Source organism: Burkholderia sp. E168m15, assembly GCF_016586105.1.
Classification (GTDB): domain Bacteria; phylum Pseudomonadota; class Gammaproteobacteria; order Burkholderiales; family Burkholderiaceae; genus Burkholderia; species Burkholderia orbicola.
On sequence record NZ_BCPO01000094.1, the window covers coordinates 26,990 to 43,586 of the forward strand.

The 16,597-nt window shown below is 67.5% G+C and carries 16 protein-coding genes; 7 read left to right on the top strand and 9 right to left on the bottom strand.

The genetic code is table 11. The features are described 5' to 3' along the window. Positions 1 to 87 precede the first annotated feature (87 nt). Positions 88 to 816, bottom strand: coding sequence for a phosphonate utilization associated transcriptional regulator (locus JMF86_RS15735; RefSeq protein WP_011546500.1), 729 nt, complete (start codon positions 814 to 816; stop codon positions 88 to 90). 210 nt (positions 817 to 1,026) lie between these two features. After that, entirely contained in the window at positions 1,027 to 3,198 is a 2,172-nt protein-coding gene (locus JMF86_RS15740) for a phosphocholine-specific phospholipase C (RefSeq protein WP_011546501.1), read from the bottom strand. A 226-nt stretch (positions 3,199 to 3,424) separates the two neighbouring features. Here JMF86_RS15740 and JMF86_RS15745 point away from each other — a divergent pair, with 226 nt between their 5' ends. After that, positions 3,425 to 4,360, top strand: a complete 936-nt coding sequence (locus tag JMF86_RS15745; RefSeq protein ID WP_200160892.1) for a LysR family transcriptional regulator — start codon at positions 3,425 to 3,427, stop codon at positions 4,358 to 4,360. Between the two features lie 99 nt (positions 4,361 to 4,459). Here the strand turns inward: JMF86_RS15745 and JMF86_RS15750 are convergent, their stop codons facing one another. After that, positions 4,460 to 6,100 carry an L-lactate permease gene (locus JMF86_RS15750; protein WP_175788768.1) on the bottom strand — a complete coding sequence of 547 codons (1,641 nt, stop codon included), beginning with the start codon at positions 6,098 to 6,100 and terminating at the stop codon, positions 4,460 to 4,462. Between the two features lie 388 nt (positions 6,101 to 6,488). On the opposite strand from JMF86_RS15750, the gene JMF86_RS15755 reads away from it, so the two are divergent. Continuing rightward, a complete protein-coding gene (locus JMF86_RS15755; RefSeq protein ID WP_201317048.1) occupies positions 6,489 to 6,806 on the top strand; it encodes a DUF4148 domain-containing protein in 318 nt (105 codons plus the stop codon). Positions 6,807 to 6,881: 75 nt separating this feature from the next. On the opposite strand, the gene gshA is transcribed toward JMF86_RS15755, so the two are convergent. The 3 genes from gshA to ada form a co-directional block, all read right to left on the bottom strand. Next, entirely contained in the window at positions 6,882 to 8,495 is a 1,614-nt protein-coding gene (gene gshA, locus JMF86_RS15760; protein WP_200160894.1) for a glutamate--cysteine ligase, read from the bottom strand. Between the two features lie 464 nt (positions 8,496 to 8,959). After that, positions 8,960 to 9,919, bottom strand: a complete 960-nt coding sequence (locus JMF86_RS15765) for a DNA-3-methyladenine glycosylase (RefSeq protein WP_200160895.1) — start codon at positions 9,917 to 9,919, stop codon at positions 8,960 to 8,962. Next, positions 9,916 to 11,007 carry a bifunctional DNA-binding transcriptional regulator/O6-methylguanine-DNA methyltransferase Ada gene (gene ada / locus JMF86_RS15770; protein WP_124622275.1) on the bottom strand — a complete coding sequence of 364 codons (1,092 nt, stop codon included), beginning with the start codon at positions 11,005 to 11,007 and terminating at the stop codon, positions 9,916 to 9,918. Before ada ends, JMF86_RS15765 begins: the two co-directional genes overlap by 4 nt. Before the next feature lie 432 nt (positions 11,008 to 11,439). Here ada and JMF86_RS15775 point away from each other — a divergent pair, with 432 nt between their 5' ends. Then, positions 11,440 to 11,853 (top strand): VOC family protein, encoded by a 414-nt coding sequence (locus JMF86_RS15775; protein WP_006498690.1) that lies wholly within the window; start codon positions 11,440 to 11,442, stop codon positions 11,851 to 11,853. 41 nt (positions 11,854 to 11,894) lie between these two features. Here JMF86_RS15775 and JMF86_RS15780 read toward each other — a convergent pair whose 3' ends face one another. The 3 genes from JMF86_RS15780 to speG form a co-directional block, all read right to left on the bottom strand. Next, complete coding sequence (locus JMF86_RS15780; protein ID WP_006477425.1) at positions 11,895 to 12,449, bottom strand: YaeQ family protein; 555 nt, start codon at positions 12,447 to 12,449, stop codon at positions 11,895 to 11,897. 189 nt (positions 12,450 to 12,638) lie between these two features. Beyond that, complete coding sequence (sap1, locus tag JMF86_RS15785) at positions 12,639 to 12,986, bottom strand: surface attachment protein Sap1 (RefSeq protein WP_006477424.1); 348 nt, start codon at positions 12,984 to 12,986, stop codon at positions 12,639 to 12,641. 501 nt (positions 12,987 to 13,487) lie between these two features. Further along, positions 13,488 to 14,030, bottom strand: a complete 543-nt coding sequence (gene speG / locus JMF86_RS15790; protein ID WP_011546509.1) for a spermidine N1-acetyltransferase — start codon at positions 14,028 to 14,030, stop codon at positions 13,488 to 13,490. Between the two features lie 151 nt (positions 14,031 to 14,181). On the opposite strand from speG, the gene JMF86_RS15795 reads away from it, so the two are divergent. The 4 genes from JMF86_RS15795 to JMF86_RS35300 all read left to right on the top strand — a co-directional run bounded on the left by JMF86_RS15795 (position 14,182) and on the right by JMF86_RS35300 (position 16,459). Continuing rightward, positions 14,182 to 14,352 carry a hypothetical protein gene (locus tag JMF86_RS15795; protein WP_006477422.1) on the top strand — a complete coding sequence of 57 codons (171 nt, stop codon included), beginning with the start codon at positions 14,182 to 14,184 and terminating at the stop codon, positions 14,350 to 14,352. A gap of 115 nt (positions 14,353 to 14,467) precedes the next feature. Next, positions 14,468 to 14,716, top strand: a complete 249-nt coding sequence (locus tag JMF86_RS15800) for a DUF2795 domain-containing protein (protein ID WP_006489924.1) — start codon at positions 14,468 to 14,470, stop codon at positions 14,714 to 14,716. Between the two features lie 109 nt (positions 14,717 to 14,825). Further along, positions 14,826 to 16,184 (top strand): sensor domain-containing diguanylate cyclase, encoded by a 1,359-nt coding sequence (locus tag JMF86_RS15805; protein ID WP_201317049.1) that lies wholly within the window; start codon positions 14,826 to 14,828, stop codon positions 16,182 to 16,184. Between the two features lie 149 nt (positions 16,185 to 16,333). Continuing rightward, complete coding sequence (locus tag JMF86_RS35300) at positions 16,334 to 16,459, top strand: hypothetical protein (RefSeq protein ID WP_256097665.1); 126 nt, start codon at positions 16,334 to 16,336, stop codon at positions 16,457 to 16,459. Positions 16,460 to 16,597 lie beyond the last annotated feature (138 nt).

Below are 16,597 nucleotides of genomic sequence, written 5' to 3' on the forward strand. Positions count from 1 at the left end.
CGCTGAACGGAACGCACAACGAAAAAGGGACGCGGCGACGCGTCCCTTTGCCGGTGCGCGGCAGCCCGCGCGGGCATTGACCGACGCTTACGCGCCGGCCTTCTCCCGCGCCGCCTTGCCCGTCGCGGGCAGCCCCTGCTCGTCGTGCGTACGGCGCATCCGCGCGAGGCCGTGCGCGACGTGCTCGCGCACGAGCGCGACGGCCTTGTCCTCGTCGCCGGCCGCGAGCGCCTGCACGATCTTGTCGTGCTCGGCCGCCGACACGGCGATCGCATCCGCCTCGGCCTCGATCGCCGCCTGGCGCAGCAGGCCGAGCTGGCGCACGAGCCGGCGGTAGGTATCGGTGAGATGGGTATTGCCGACGCCGACGACCATCGCGTCGTGGAACTGCACGTTCAGCTCGGTATAGCGCGTGACGTCGTGCGTCTTCGCGGCGTCCTTCATCGACTGGATGATGCCCTTCAGCACCTTCAGCGTATCGGGCGAGATGCGCTTCGCGAGCGCGCGTGCGACCGATTCGTCGAGCATCGCGCGCACTTCGTAGATCTCCTCGGCCTCACGCAGCGGCACGACCCGCACGGTCACGCCGCGATTCTTCTCGTTGCGCAGCAGGCCGGCCTGCTCCAGCGCGCGAAACGCCTCGCGCACCGGGCCGCGCGACACGTTCAGCCTGGTCGCGATCTCGACTTCGTTGAGCTTTTCGCCGGGCGCGTATTCGCCGGAGACGATCGCGCGCTCGAGCATGTCCTGGACGATCATCGCGAGCGACTGGCTTTGCAGGAGTTCGATGGCGCTGAGCGCGTTCGGGGCAGTCATGGTCGGGCAGGCAGCGGGGCTGTGGATGAAAACGAGGGCGCCATATCGGCGAATGATCCTTGTATACCCTCGGCCCGACACATTGTCAACAGTTTTCAGTTTCCAAAAGCCAATCCTGCGGGGCGGAGCGCCACCCGCCTGCAATCGGCACGCGGTGGTCGCGCGCTACGGGCGAACTGCCCCGCTTCGCACGACCGCCGCGTCGCGCCGTCAGGCCGTCTGCTTCACCGGCCCCGGATCGCTGTGGCTCGGCCGGCCCGTCTCGACGTGGCCCGCGAAGCGGCGCACGACCTTGTCGTCGCCGCCGCGCAGCGTGGTCGCGGTGATCGTCAGATCGTACCAGCCGTGGCTCGACGACAGCTCGAAGTGCCCCTCGACGCGCTCGCCCGGCTCCAGCGTGTAGGTGCGTGCATGCGCATGGCTGTACGCGTTGTCGACCGTCACGCGGCACGTCGCGCGGCCGCTGTTGCGCAGTTGCAGGTACACGTGGCGATTGCGCACGTCGTAGCCGATCTTCGCTTCGGGGTTCGCGTGGCGGCCGTCCGCGGCGAGCCGCGTGTTGCCCTGGAATTCGCACAGATAGCCGTTCGGGCCGTAGGCGGCCAGATGGTACTCGCCGCGCGCGGCCGACGTGCTCCACGTATCGACGAAGCGGTCGCGCGCGGACACCGCGTAGCGGCGCGGCGGCGTCGCCGGGTTGCGGCGGTCGTACACGTAGAACGCGGCGCCCGCGTCGCCGGTGTTCGCGAAGTCGAGCGACACCGTGTCGTCATGCGCGCCCACGCGGCTGTGCACGAACAGCTCGTACGGCAGCGCACGCGCCGGACGCGTGCCGGGCTCCTGCGCCGGCATCGACTGCTGCGCGGGCACCTGGTACGCCTGGCCGGCGGTGGCGAGGTGCTGCGGCACCGTGAAGCTCACCGTGCGCGTGTCGGGACGCGCGGAGAAGTCGAACGCCGACGTGAGGTCGCCGCAGATCGACCGGCGCCACGCGCTGATGTTCGGCTCCTTCACGCCGAAGCGCGCTTCGAGGAAACGCAGCACCGACGTATGGTCGAACGTCTCCGAGCAGACCCAGCCGCCCTTCGTCCACGGCGAGATGATGATCAGCGGCACGCGCGGCCCGAGGCCGATCGGCTGGATGCCGCCCGGGTCGGCGCCCGGCACGAGCGGGCTCATTTCGCCCGGGTACTTGTTCAGGTCAAGCAGCTCGTCGCCGAGGTTCGACAGCAGGTTCGACGACACGATGCCCTGCCCGCCCACGCCGCTCGTGACCGGCGGCACCGGCGGCACGACGTGGTCGAACAGCCCGTCGTTCTCGTCGTAGTTCAGGATGAACACCGTCTTCGCCCACACCTCGGGGTTCGACGTCAGCGCCTCGAGCACCATGTTGATGTAGAACGCGCCGTCGGTCGGCGACGCCTGCGGGTGCTCGCTGTACTTGTACGGCGACACGATCCACGACACCTGCGGCAACCGGTTGGCCTGCACGTCGGCCTTCAGCTCAGCGAGCGTGTGGTCCGACGCGCCCTTGTCGACCAGCGGGCCGCTCGCGCCTTCCTTCACCTGGAAGCGCTTGAAGAACATCAGCGAGTTGTCGGTGTAGTTGTCGGTCGGGTCGCCCGGGATGCCGGTGCCGCCCTGGTACACCTTCCAGCTGATCTTCGCGTTCTCGAGCCGTTCGGCGTAGGTCGTCCACGTGTAGCCGTTCACGTCGTTGCGCTCGCCGATGCCCGGGCCGTTCGGCGCGCTGCCGTAGACGTTGCGCGAGTCGACCGTGCCGGTCCACAGGTAGATGCGGTTCGGCGCCGTGTCGGCATGCGCGGAGCAGAAGTACGAATCGCAGATCGTGAACGCGTCGGCGAGCGCGTAGTGGTACGTGAGATCCTGGCGCTTCAGGTAGCCCATCGTCAGCACGTCCTGCTTCTGGTTCACCCACTGGTCCCACTGGCCGTTGTTCCAGGACAGGTGGCCGCTGCTCCAGCCGTGGTTGGTGCCCGGCTGGAATTCGGTCGTCTGCTTCGGATCGAGATAGAACGGCAGCACGTACGGCGCCGACGGATCGAGCCCGCGCGAATGGTAGTTCTTCGTGAACACCGACGCCGGCGGCTGTTGCCACACCGGTGCGCCGTTCGGCAGCAGGTGCGGGCGCGGGTCGTTGAAACCGCGCACGCCGCGCAGTCCGCCGAAGTAATGGTCGAACGAACGGTTTTCCTGCATGAAGATCACGACGTGCTCCACGTCGCGGATCGTGCCGGTGCGATAGGCGGCCGGCATCGCCAGCGCATTGCGGATCGCGGGCGGGAAGCCCGCGTAGGCGGCCATCGCGCCGGCCGACTGCGCGGCGAGGCGCAGGAAATCGCGTCGATTGTTCGAAGACATGAAGAGCACCTGTGGTCGGTGGGAGTGGGGGCGCCGGGCGAGCGGGCCGGCGATCTGGCGTCGCCGTTATTACCCCGCACCGGCATGTCCCGGCCGTGACCGGTTCCCGCAGGTTTCTTGCGGTCACCCCCAGCTTTTTTTCGAAGTCTCGCACGGCGCGCCTTTCATCCGGCCGACATATCCGTGCGCTACGCTGACGCGCGATGAAGAGGGGAGAAGCCGAGTCGTGTTCGATCAGCTGAAGGCGTTCCACGCGACCGTCCGGCAGGGCAGCATCACGCGCGCTGCGCGCCACCTGGGCGTGAGCCAGCCGACGATTGCCGCGCAGATCCGGCAGGTCGAGCAGGTGTACGGCGTCGAGCTGTTCTACCGCAGCGGCCGCAAGCTCGAGGTGACCGAGACGGGCATCGAGCTGCTGCCGCTCGTCGAGAAGATGATCGCGCTCGAGGCGCAGGCCGACATCATGCTGCGCAACGTCGGCGGCCTGTTCGAGGGCCATCTGCGGATCGGCGCGACGGGCCCGTACTACATCATGGATGCGGTCGGCCGCTTCTCGAGCGCGCACCCGTCGATCGCGCTCACGTGCCGGATCGGCAACTCCGAGGAAATCCTGCAGGCGCTGCAGGAATTCCGCATCGATCTCGCGGTCTCGTCGCAGCGCAACGACGCCGACGGCCTCGAACGCAAGGTGATCTCGACCGATCCGCTCGTGCTCGTCGTGCACCGCCATCATCCGCTCGCGCGGTTCGAGTCGATCGACGCGGCGCGGCTCGCCGACGTGCGGCTGCTGATTCGCGAGGAAGGGTCGGTCACGCGCCGCTGCACGGAGACGATCCTCGCCGCGGCCGGCGTCGCGGCGACGTCGGTCGCCGAGATCGGCAGCCGCGAAGCGATTCGCGAGGCGATCCTGCATGGCGTCGGCGGCAGCCTGTTTCCGCTCGGCGAGGCCGAACGCCATCCGGACCTGCGCGTGATCACGCTGCGCGGCGTCGACACGACGATCGACGAATACGTGTACTACCTGAAAGCGCGCCGCCAGAGCCCCGCGATCGATGCGTTCCTTGCGTGCATCCTGCCGGGCGGCGGCGAAGCGGCCGGCGTGGTCGATGCTGCCGACGCGATCAAAACCGGACGAACGATGCGGCGGGCGAACGCGCGCTGAGCCGCCGCGCGTTCACCGCTTCCGCACACTACGTGGCGCTTTTCCCGCGCCTTCCCTCGTTGCGTTCCTCGTGCCTTCCTTCTGTCGCCGCGCCGCGCGTCACTTCGGCAGCGCCGGAATCATCCACGTCAGCACGTGCTGCTGCAGGAACACCAGCACGCCGAGCAACAGCGTGAGGATCACGCTGTGCCAGAAGGTGCGTGCGAACACGACACCCTCCTGCCCTTTCAGGTCCGTCGTCGACACGCCCGTCGCGATGTTCTGCGGCGAGATCATCTTGCCCATCACGCCGCCCGACGAGTTGGTGGCGGCCATCAGCACCGGATCGAGGCCGAGCTGCCGGGCGGCGACGACCTGCAGGTTGCCGAACAGCGCGTTGCCCGACGTGTCGCTGCCGGACAGGAACACCGCGATCCAGCCGAGCGATGCCGACACCAGCGGGAACAGCGCACCGGTCGACGCGACGCCGGTGCCGAGCGTGTAGCTGATGCCCGAGTAGTTCAGCAGGTACGCGAGCCCGACGATCATCATCACCGTGACGATCGCGATCCACGTTTGCCGCCACGTCTTCACCACGCATTCGACGAACGCGCCGGGGCCGGTGCGCGTCAGCGCGGCCGTGATGACCGCCGATAGCAGGATCGCGGTGCCCGTGCCGAGCGGCTGGAAATCCCAGATCGCCGCGTACGGCTTGTGATACAGCGACACGTATACGGCGTTGTGCAGGCCCGGCCACTTGATCTTCACGTCGCCGATCGCCGCGATGTTCGCGTGCACCCACACGATCACGACCACCGACACGACGAGCCACGGCAGCCAGCCGCCGAAACCCGCGCGCGCGGCGCCGGCGGCGGCCGGCACGCTGCGCGCGAGCGCGTATTGTGGATCGGGCTGCGGCTTCCACAGCTGCAGGAAGCCGATCGTCACGATCAGCGACGTGAGCGACGACAGCACGTCGGTGAGCTGGTAGCCGAGGAAGTTCGACGTGACGAACTGCGCGAGCGCGAAGCTGCCGCCCGACACGAGCAGCGCGGGCCACAGCTTCGCGATCGAGCGCAGCCCGCCATACGCGCCGACCACGTAGAACGGCAGCAGCAGCGCGAAGAACGGCAACTGGCGGCCGACCATCTGCGCGAGCGTCGCGGGCGGCAGCGACGTGACCGCGCCGAGCACGGTGATCGGCACGCCGAGCGCGCCGAACGCGACCGGCGCCGTGTTGAACAGCAGCGTATAGGTGAGCGCTTCGAGCGCAGGAAAGCCGAGCGCGATCAGCAGCGCGCTCGTGATCGCGACCGGCGTGCCGAATCCGGAGATCCCTTCGAGCAGGCAGCCGAACGAGAACGCGACGACGAGCAGCACAAGGCGGCGATCGTCGGGCAGGTTATCGAGCATCCACTGCCGGAACTGGTCGAAGCGGCCCGACTTCACCGCGATGTTGTACAGCAGCAGCGCGTTGAAGACGATCCACATCACCGGCACGACCGCGAGCGCCATGCCGGCGCCGACCGCGTTGAATGCGAGCCCGGCCGGCATCCCCCACGCACCGATCGCCACCGCGAGGCCCGCGATGAGCCCGGCGAGCGATGCCTGCCACGCGGGGCGGCGCAGCACGCCGAGCGCGATCAGCGCGACCGCGATCGGGATCACCGCGACGAGGAACGACAGGAGCAGCGAGTGGGCGACGGGCGTCAACGGTTGCGCGAAGACGATGCCGGGCGGTAGGGCGTCGGTGGGATTCATCGTGTCTCCAGAGTCGACCCGGGTTCGCATCTCGATGCGCCGGGTTCGGGTCAAGGCGATGTCCTGCAGTCACGGCCACGATCAGGCGCTTGCGTACGCAACGACGTTGCGCGGCCAACCGATCGGTCGCTTAAAAGAGGTTAGGAGGCGCGACGCGCTTGTACAAGGGGGAGAAGCCCGATGCGGGCGAGCCGGTGCGAACCGGCCGCCGCACGCTGGCCGGCAGATGGCGTGCGGCTGGCGCGTTCGACAGGAAACCCGTCGCGGCCGGAAAAGGTGACTGCCAGCCACGAGGATGTTTCGTTTGGCCTCCGAAGCCTAGACTGGCTGCATCGTTTCCGGCCGCGCCGGCGATGGCGCGGCACCGGAACCTCACGGAGCACACACGATGAAGACGATGAAACACGCGGCATGCGCGTTCGTGCTGATCGGCGCGGCGTTCGCCGCTCACGCGCAAGCCGCGTCGACGCTCACCCGCGCGCAAGTCCGCCAGGAACTCGTGGAACTGGAGGCCGTAGGCTACCGGACGAGCCTCGCAAGCAGTCCCGACTTTCCGCGGAACATGCAGGCGGTCATGCAGCGTGCCGCGCAGGCGCGCGGTGAAGGTGACGTTGCCGGTTACGGCAGCGACGGCCGGGCGACCGGAGAATCAGGCAAGCCGGCGCTGCCGCACGCGGTCGATCGCGGCACGTATGCGCATCACTGACCGGCTCACCGACGGAACCAGATGGATCGCACGGCAGCGGCACGGCACACGCTGCGCCGGCCGCACGCGCGATCGTCACACGCTGAAGCGGTTCAGCGTATAGGCGCGATAGGCGGCGACGAATGCGTCGAACGATCCGGCCTCCTTCGCTTCGAGCTCGGCCTGCTCGGCCAGCGACTTGGCGGCAAGCGCCTGCTCGGTGTGCAGCGTCTCGGCCGACGGCGGATGCGCGCGGAAATGCGCGGCATGCGCTTCGCTCTGCGCGAGCCCGAAGGCGAGGAACGACTGGCCGTTCTCGCGCATCGTACGCAGCACGCGCGCCGACGGCGTGCGCTCCGGATCGGCGAGCTTCTCGCGCTGCGCGGCGATCGCGCGCGCATGTTCGTCGCCGCCGCGGATTTCGTCGAGCCGGCGACCGACGATTTCGATATCGGCCATCAGTTCATCGGCCCACTGCTGCAGCGTGACCGATCGACCTTCGCGCGTCAGCGCGAGCCCCGGCTTGCGGCCGTCCAGCGTCACGCTGCCGAAGTTCGCGTTCGCTTCCTTGTACGCATCGCAGTCGAGCGGCGCGCTGTCGTCGAGCGCGCAGGCGAGCAGGAACGCGTCGATGAAGCGCGCGGTCTCCAGCGCGATGCCGGTCGGCTCGAACGGGTCGATGTCGAGGCAGCGCACTTCGATGTACTGCACGCCGCGCGACGCAAGCGCATGCAGCGGCCGCTCGCCCGAATACGTGACGCGCTTCGGCCGGATCGTCGAGTAGAACTCGTTCTCGATCTGCAGCACGTTCGTGTTGATCTGGATCCACTCGCCGTCGCGATGCGTGCCGATCGCCTCGTACGCCGGATACGGCTCGCTCACGGCCTTCGACAGCGCGTCGAGATAGCCCGGCAGCGTGTTGTAGTCGACGTGCAGCGCGGCCTGGGCCGTCGTGTTCGAGTAGCCGAGATCGCTCATGCGCAGGCTGGTCGCATACGGCCGGTACAGCGTATCGGCGTCGAACGTGTCGAGCTTGTGCGGCTTGCCGCGCAGGAACTTCGTGTCGAGCACCGGCGACGCGCCGAACAGATACATCAGCAGCCAGCTGCGGCGGCGGAAGTTGCGGATCTGCGCGAGATAGCGTTCCGACTGGTAATCGACGAGCGTCGCCGTCGACCCTTCTTCCTCATGCAGGCGCCGCCACACTTCCTCGTGCAACGAGTAGTTGTAGTGGATGCCGGCGATGCACTGCATCGTGCGGCCATAGCGATACGCGAGGCCGCGGCGGTACACCGTCTTCAGGCGGCCGATGTTCGACGTGCCGTAGTTGGCGATCGGGATCTGGTCGTCGGCCGGCAGCAGGCCGGGCATCGAATCGTTCCACAGGATCTCGTCGCCAAGCGATGCATAGACGTAGCGATGCAGATCGTCGAGGCGTTCGAGCGTGAGCGCGGCGTCGCGCTCCGCGGGCGTGATCAGTTCGATCAGCGCTTCGGAATAGTCGGTCGTCAGCGCCGGATGCGTGAGCGCCGAACCGAGCGCGCGCGGATGCGGCGTGAACGCGATCATCCCGTCGCGCGTCACGCGCAGGCTTTCCTTCTCGATGCCGCGCAGGCCGTCGGGCAGATGCTGCCGCGTCGGGCCCGAGCTCAGCGCGTCGAGGCGTTTCAGCAGCAGTTCGGACTGGCGGTGAGTCATGGTGTTCGACATGGAGACGCAAGTGCGTGACGGCCGCGCGCAGAACGCCGCGCGCGGCCGGCTGGATTGTTGGTCGCTTCGTTGGTAGCGGGCACTTTAACATCTCGCCGGAAGCCGCGCTTGAGGTGGCTCCGGGCACGGCGCACGGGCCTGAGCGGGTGATCGGGCGGGGCGGGCGCGGCAGTCCCGGTCCGTATCACCGGTTCCCGACGAAGCTGATCGGCACGGCGGTCACCGCAATTCGTCGGATGGAATGTGAATGGCGAACGGGTGGCGGCAGGTGCAACCTTGCCGCTGGATCGATCGCGAAACGACGCGTGCGCAGGCATCGCACGCGCTACATTCGGCCGGCACCGGAGGGGGCGGAAGCGCCGTGACGGCGCCGCGTCACGCCCCGGCGCTTGCCGCATGCCGGCACCGCGTGCGCGACGGATTGCGGCGCCGCCTCCTTGCGGTCGCACCCGGCCGCGCCGCGATTACCCGCCGCGCGCGCCGCCTGCCCGGTCGGCCACTTCGTTCCACAGATGCAGCGCCGCATACGCACGCCACGGCCGCCAGCCTTCGGTGCGGTGCTTCTGGCTGGCGAGCCGGTCGAGCGCCGGGTCGCGCGCGGCGATCGACTGCATCAGCACGAGATCGGATGCCGGCCACGCGTCCGGGTCGCGCCATGCGCGCATCGCGATGTATTCGACGGTCCATGGGCCGATGCCGGGCAGATCGAGCCACGCGCTGCGCAGCGTCGCGAGATCGGCATGCGCACGATCGACCGGCACGTCGCCGGCCGCCACCGCGCGCGCCACGCCGGTCAGCGCGGCCACGCGCTTGCCGGGCATCCCGATCTTGTCGAGATCGCACGCGGCCAGCGCGTCGGGTGTCGGGAACCGCCACGCGGGCGCGCCGTCGTCTTCATGAATCACGCGTTCGCCGGCCCGTTCGACGAGCCGGCCGACGATCGTCGTCGCGGCCTTCACGCTCACCTGCTGGCCGACGATCGCGCGCACGGCCAGCTCGAACCCCGACCACGCACCCGGCACGCGCAGCCCCGGCGCGGCCGCGACGAGCGGCGCGAACCACGGATCGCGCGCGAGGCCGCCGCCGATCGCGGCCGGATCGGCACCAAGGTCGAACATCGTCGCGACGCGTGCGGCGAACGCATCGTCGACGTGACGCGCGACCGCCCCTTCGACGGTCGCGATCAGGCAATGCTTGCGCGGATGTTTCGTGACGGTGAGCCGGCCCGCATCGCCGTGCAGATCGACGATGCGGCGATACACGCCGTCCGCGACCTGCTCGACACCGGGAATCGCGCGCCCGCTGAAGAAGCGCAGCACGCGCGCCCAGTCGTACGGCGCCTTGTAGCGCAGTTCCATCTGCGCGGACGGCGGCACAGGGCCGCCGTCCGCGAGGGAGGTAATCGTTGTTTTCTCGATGCTCAAACCGCACTGCCCTCCGTCTCGGCTTCGGCTTCATCGTGGTGAACATGGCGCGCCTCGGCCGCGAGCAGCGTCGCCTTGCGGCGCACGCCCCAGCGATAGCCGGCGAGCGCGCCGCCCTTCTGCACGACGCGGTGGCACGGAATCGCGAGCGCGACCGGATTCGACGCGCACGCGGACGCGACCGCCCGCACCGCGCGCGGCGAACCGAGCGCCTCGGCGATCTCCGAATAGCTGCGCGTTTCACCGTACGGGATATGCGTCAGCGCTTCCCACACGCGCTGCTGGAACGCGGTCGGCGCGATGTCGAGCGGCAGGTCGAACGCCTGCCGCGTGCCGTCGAGGTACGCGCGGATCTGCGTGACGAACGGCGCGAGCCGGGCCGACGCTTCAACCAGTTCGGCGCGTGCGAACGTGTCGTTCAGCTCGCCGACGAGCGACGCCGCGTCGTCGCCGAATGCGATCCGGCAGATGCCCTGTTCGGTGGCGGCAACGAGCACCGTGCCGAGCGACGTCGACGCGGTCGCATAGTCGATCCGCAGGCCGGCGCCCTGGCGGCGGAACGCGGACGGCGCCATCCCCAACTCGCGCGGCACCGACGCATAGAGCCGCGACGGCGAGTTGAACCCCGCGTCGACGGCTGCCTGCGTGACCGGCTGCCCGCTTTGCAGCGCCTGCCGCAACGCGGCGCCGCGCTGCGCGGCCTGGTACTGCCGCGGCGACACGCCGACCACACGTTTGAAGAGCCGCTGCAAGTGGAACGGGCTCACGTGCACGGCGTCGCTCAACTGCTGCAGCGTGAGCCGCTCGGCGTGCGCGTCGAGCACCGCGCATGCACGATTGACGATTTCCAGCTCGCGCGGCAGCCCTTCCGGCTGGCAACGCTTGCAGGGCCGGAAGCCGGCCGCGCGCGCGGCCGCCGGATCGGCGAAAAAGGACACGTTCTCGCGGCGCGGCTGCCGCGACGCGCAGGTCGGGCGGCAGAACACGCCGGTCGTGCTGACGGCATAGAAGAACGCGCCGTCCGCATGCGGATCGCGCTCGGTCACGGCGCCCCAGCGGGCATCGTCGGTCGGATAGGCGGTTTTCATCTGAACCTCGCACTCTCTAGTGTAGATGGTGCCTACTCTAGCCATCGACACATGCCGTCGCGCCCCGAATCTTGCTCTGTGATTCGTGCCGGCGAGCCGGGGGTCGCATCGTTAAAGATCAAATCCGACGAAACGCGCGCGGCGGCTGCTCCAGCGCCGTTTTCGTCATCGTCCCGTCACCGTTTTGCTGCAGTGCGGATGCGACAAATCGCCGTCCTGACGTTTTTTTGCAATCGGAATATTGCGTCGCACCATCGCCGTGTGTATAGTTGGAACTGTCTCCTCCATGTCTCCTCCTGATATGGATTAAGCCCGTTCCGCTCTGCGTGAACGGGCTTTTTTTCGTCCGTCGATTGTGCCGCGTTCCGAGCGGCAGCGCAGGCGCGATGCGTCTACACTCGATGCTCGTCGACTGCGAAGGAGTCCCCGCCCATGAAGCCTACCATCCGCGGAATCGATCACATCGTGCTGCGCGTGACCGACATGGCGGCAATGACGCGCTTTTACTGCGATGCCGTCGGTTGTCATGTGGAGAAGGAACAGCCCGACTTGGGCCTCGTGCAACTGCGCGCCGGCGACGCGCTGATCGACCTGCTGACGGTTGGCGGCCCGATCGACCGGCCCGACAGCGGCCCGCCCGGCACCGGGCGCAACCTCGATCATCTGTGCCTGCGCGTCGAGCCGTTCGATCCCGACGCACTGATCGCCCATTTCGCCGCGCATGGCGCGCGGCCCGGCGCGCCGGCCGAGCGCTACGGCGCCGGCGGCTACGGGCCGTCGATCTACCTGTTCGATCCCGAAGGCAACATGGTCGAATTCAAGGGGCCGCCGGCCGCGCTCGGCTGAACGCGGCCGGCGCGCGGGCCCTGACGGGCCCGTACGGACCCTTATGCGCCCTCGCGCGCCTTCAGCACCGTCCACTCGACCGCGACCGGATCGTGGTCGGCGCTCGAGATCCACGCGGTGCCGTCCTGCACCGTACATTGCAGGCGCATCGTGCGCGCCGCGAGCCGCCCGAGCGCGGCCGCGACGCCGTCGGCGAGCGACAGCACCTGCACGTTGCGCAGCCGTTCGACCTTGCTGCGCACGCCCTGCCACCAGATATCCGACGTCTTGCCGCCATAGGCGATCACCGTGACCTGCCCGGCGCGGCCGGCCGCCTTCGAGATGCGCCGTTCGTCGGGCTGGCCGGCCTCGATCCACACGTCGATCGCGCCCGTCAGATCCTTCTGCCACAGGTCGGGCTCGTCGACGTCCGACAGCCCCTTGCAGAATTCGAGCCGCTCGTGCGCGAACAGCGCGAACGCGACGATGCGCACCATCATCCGGTCGTCGGTTTCCGACGGATGGCGCGCCACCGTCAGCGCATGATCGGCGTAGTAATGCCGATCCATGTCGGCGATTTGCAGTTCGGCTTTGTAGATCGTGGATTTCAGCGCCATGCGGATACGGCCCGGGCGGGCATTCGGTTCGGTCGGGCCGTGATGATACCGAATGCGCGCCGTCCGGCGTGCGTGATGCGCAATCCACAGCGCAACGGCCCGGCAGGCGCCGGGCCGTGATCGGTTCGCGCCGCCGGCTGGTCGAGCCGGCGCGCTCGCGCGTCGTGCGACAGCGCGATGAAGGGACGCTTACTGCTTGACGAAGCGCGAATCGGTCCAGAGGCCTTGCTGGTCGCTGTTGTCGGCGCTGACGAACTGCACGTCGCCCTGATCGACCGACACCACGCGGAAACGCTGGCCTTCCGGCACCGACAGACAGCGGAAGTCGTCGAAGTACTGCTGCTTCGCCTGCGACTTGCCGTCACGTTCGTGATTCAGTACGGAATCCAGATTGTCTTTCGACAGGCAGCCCCATGCGTTCTTCGTCAGCTGGATTTCCTGCTTCGGCTTGACGGCCGAATCGCCGCCGGCCTGGGCAATCGACACAGCGCAAAATGCGCCGACAAGGGCAAAAAGGACACCGGTACGCTTGATCATGTTCTGTCTCCAGGCTTGCGGGCACCAGGCCGGGTTAGCTATGTGTTTAAAGGTGATCGTGAACCCGCGTTTTTCACTTTAGAAGACCGGTAAACGATAGCAAGCACATTTGTTGTGCGACCGCAATGGCGGCGGATTGTCGCACCCCGTGCGCAGGCTGCTTTTCGCGCAATCGGCACCCTCGGCAAGCGCTGCCAAACTGCGCATCGGCCCGCGCCGCCGGGCGGAGAGCGTTACCAGGCAACGCTTTCAGCAAAGTTACAATGCGGCGATTGAACGGTTTGGATAATCCATTTCGCTATCCGGATCATTTTGATGCGATGCACATAAAGTCATCCGAAACGATTCGACTTTACCGCAGCGCGGAATCGCAAATACCTGATACAAGAAAAATGCCAGGTATAAGCGTATCCGTATTTATCCGTAGTTCCCGCCTGTATTCGGCGCTCGCGAAGCCTCGTCGCAAGCGCTTTTACCGGTGTGGTGTTTACCCTGCTTTATTCAGGCGGTTTGCTGCCGCTCGAAATAATCGCGTTGGAAGATGCACATCCGATAAGCGTTGTGATACGCGCCATTCCCGAAAAATTCTTCCTTCAATTCGGCCTCGTGCTGGAATCCGCATTTCTCGTACACGTGGATCGCCGCCGCGTTCGACGTATCGACGATCAGGTACAGCTTGCGCATGTTCAGCACCTTGAACGCGTATTCGATCGCGAGGCGCGTCGCCTGGCCCGCATAGCCGCGCCCCTGGCGCTGCGGCGCGATGATGATCTGGAACTCGCCGCGGCGGTGGATGTAGTCGAGCTCGATCAGCTCGACGAGGCCGACCAGTTCGTCCTGCGCATCGACCGCGACGAAACGGCGCTCGCGCTGGTCGTGCACGTGGCGGTCGTACAGCTGCGACAGTTCCGAGAAGGTTTCGTACGGCTCCTCGAACCAGTAACGCATGATCTTCGCGTCGTTGTTGAGTTCGTGGACGAAGCGCAGGTCCTGGCGCTCCAGCGGCCGCAGCGCGAGCGTGTTGGTATCGTTCTGGAGTTGCATGTTCATGTCCTTTTTGAGGCCGGCGCACGTGCGGAACGCCCGCGCGGCGCGGCCGCGTTCGGGCCCGTTTCGCACTGTAAGAAATTGAACGCGGGCGGAGTTCAGAGCCTAGAATGGGAGCAAGGGTTCCTGCCACCGCAAGGAGGCTATCGTGGTCGAGCAAGTCATCCTCGGAATTTTCCTCGTGCTGCCGCTCGTCATTGTGGCTGCGCTGTTTTCCGACGAACTCTGGCAGGAGCACCGTCGCCAGCATCCGCGCGACGAGAACGCACCGCACATCGACTGGAAGCATCCGTGGCGCCGCGTGCGACGCGGGCATTGACGTCGATCGTCGCCATCCGCAACCCGCGCCGGCCGAGGCAGCGCGGGCCGCGTAACATGCCGGGCACGGCCCTTGCGCTTCGATCCGATTCCCGCCCTACCCGCGAGACGCCGACGTGAACGACAAGCCCACCATTCCTCCGCACGATATCCCGAACGAAACGATCGACCTGCAGATCGCCGATGTCCTGGCGGCCGTCCGCTATCCGGCGAACAAGGATGCGATCGTCGATGCCGCGCGCGACGCCGGCGCCAGCAACGAAGTGCTGTCGATGCTCGACGGCCTGCCCGAACAGGACTACGCGGACGTCGACGCCGTCACGCGCTGGGTCGCCGGCAACTTCGGCCCGGGGCTCGGCATTTGAGCGCCGACCAATAACGCGATAGGATCGGGCCGCACCGGTCGCGCCGCGATCGGCAAGCGTGCCGCCCGGCGCAAGATCGGGTGCGTCGCACGCGTGTCCGGGGGACTCCATGGAAGGCATCCTGATCCAGCACACGACGCAACGTCAGCTGTGGTTCGGCGCGCTGACGGCGCTTGTCATCCTGCTCACGCTCGGGATCGCCGCGCCGCATGCGAACGTCGCGCTGCCGCCCGTCGAGCCCTTCATGCCGATGTGCGCGCTCACCGTATTCACGACCGCGAGCATCGCCGCGTTCTTCCTCGGCGCGCAGTTCACCGTGACGCGCCAGCCCGTGCTCGGTGCGCTCGGCGGCGCCTATGCGTTCACCGCGCTCGCCGTCGCGCTGCAGCTGCTCACCTTCCCCGGCGTGTTCGCCCCGCACGGCCTGCTCGGCGCGCGCCCGCAAAGCGCCGCATGGATGTGGGTCTTCTGGCATGCTGGCTTTCCGTGCTTCGTGATGGCCGCGCTGGTCGCACGCGAGCGGCTGACGCGCGCCCCGGTCGGCGCGAAAGAGACGCGCCGCTGGACCGTCGCGCTCGTCGGCGGGCCGGCCGTCGCGGCGGCGCTCCTGTGTGCGCTCGCGCTGAACGTGTCGCTGCCACCGGCATTCCACCCGCCCCGCGACACAGCCGTGCTGCCCGTCAGCGGCATCGCGCTCGTCGTGTGGGTCCTCAACGTGCTCGCGCTCGTGGCCGTGCTGGTCACGGGCCGGCTGCGCACGACGCTCGACCTGTGGCTCGCGATCGCGGTGCTCGCCTGCCTCACCGATACGACGCTGAACCTGCTGTCCACCAACCGCTTCACGGTCGGCTGGTATGTCGCGCGCGTGTTCAGCATGTTCACGCCCGGCGTGCTCGTGTGCGTGCTCGCGTGGGAAGTGACGATGCTGTATCAGCAGTTGTTCGAAGCGCACGCGACGCTGATCCGCTCTTCCGCGCGCGATGGACTCACCGGCGCGTTCAACCGCAGCCACTTCAACGACCATTTCCATACGCTGTTCCTGCAGGCGCGGCGGCAGGGCGAACCGCTGTCGCTGCTGATGGTCGACGTCGACCGCTTCAAGGCGTACAACGACGCGTTCGGTCATGTGAAGGGCGATGCGTGCCTGATCGCCGTCGCGAATGCGCTGGCCGGCGCGGTACGGCGGCCGGCCGACATCGTCGCGCGTTACGGCGGCGAGGAGTTTGCCATCGTGCTGCCGAACACCGGCGCGCGCGGTGCGCGGGTGGTGGCCGACGAAGTGCGCGACGCCGTGCTGCGGCTCGACCTCGCGATGCCCGACTCGCCGGCCGGGCGCGTGAGCGTCAGCGTCGGCTGCGCGACCGTGTCGGCCGACGATCTGTCGACCCCCGACGCGTTGATCGAAGCCGCCGATGCCGCGCTGTATCGTGCGAAGGATACGGGGCGAAACCGGGTCGTCGTCGCTTGAAACGTCTGCTGTTTGGCGAATTGTTACGGTCATTGTGACCGGAATAATCCGCCGTTACGGATTGCGGCGCGGGGATACGATCGCTTACAGCCTGGGCCGGGGCCGCTCGCTATGCTGGGTTTCATATTGAACCCAAGCAGGTGAACGCGATGAAGAAGGCCCTTTTGCTGATTGCCGGCGTCGCCGTGTTGTTGAGCGGCTGTATCGTCGTGCCTGATGGTGGCGGGTATTACGGTGGGGGTGGGTATTACCATCATCATCGTCATTGGGATTGATGCCCTCCGGCCGAGCACTGCGTCACCATTCCGGATGTTTGAATTCGTTTCAGCATCCGGCCATGACGATGCGTGAGCGCCCATGCCGTTCGTACTCGATGGCACGCCGCTGGCAGCGGCAACGTACGGCTCAGTGCC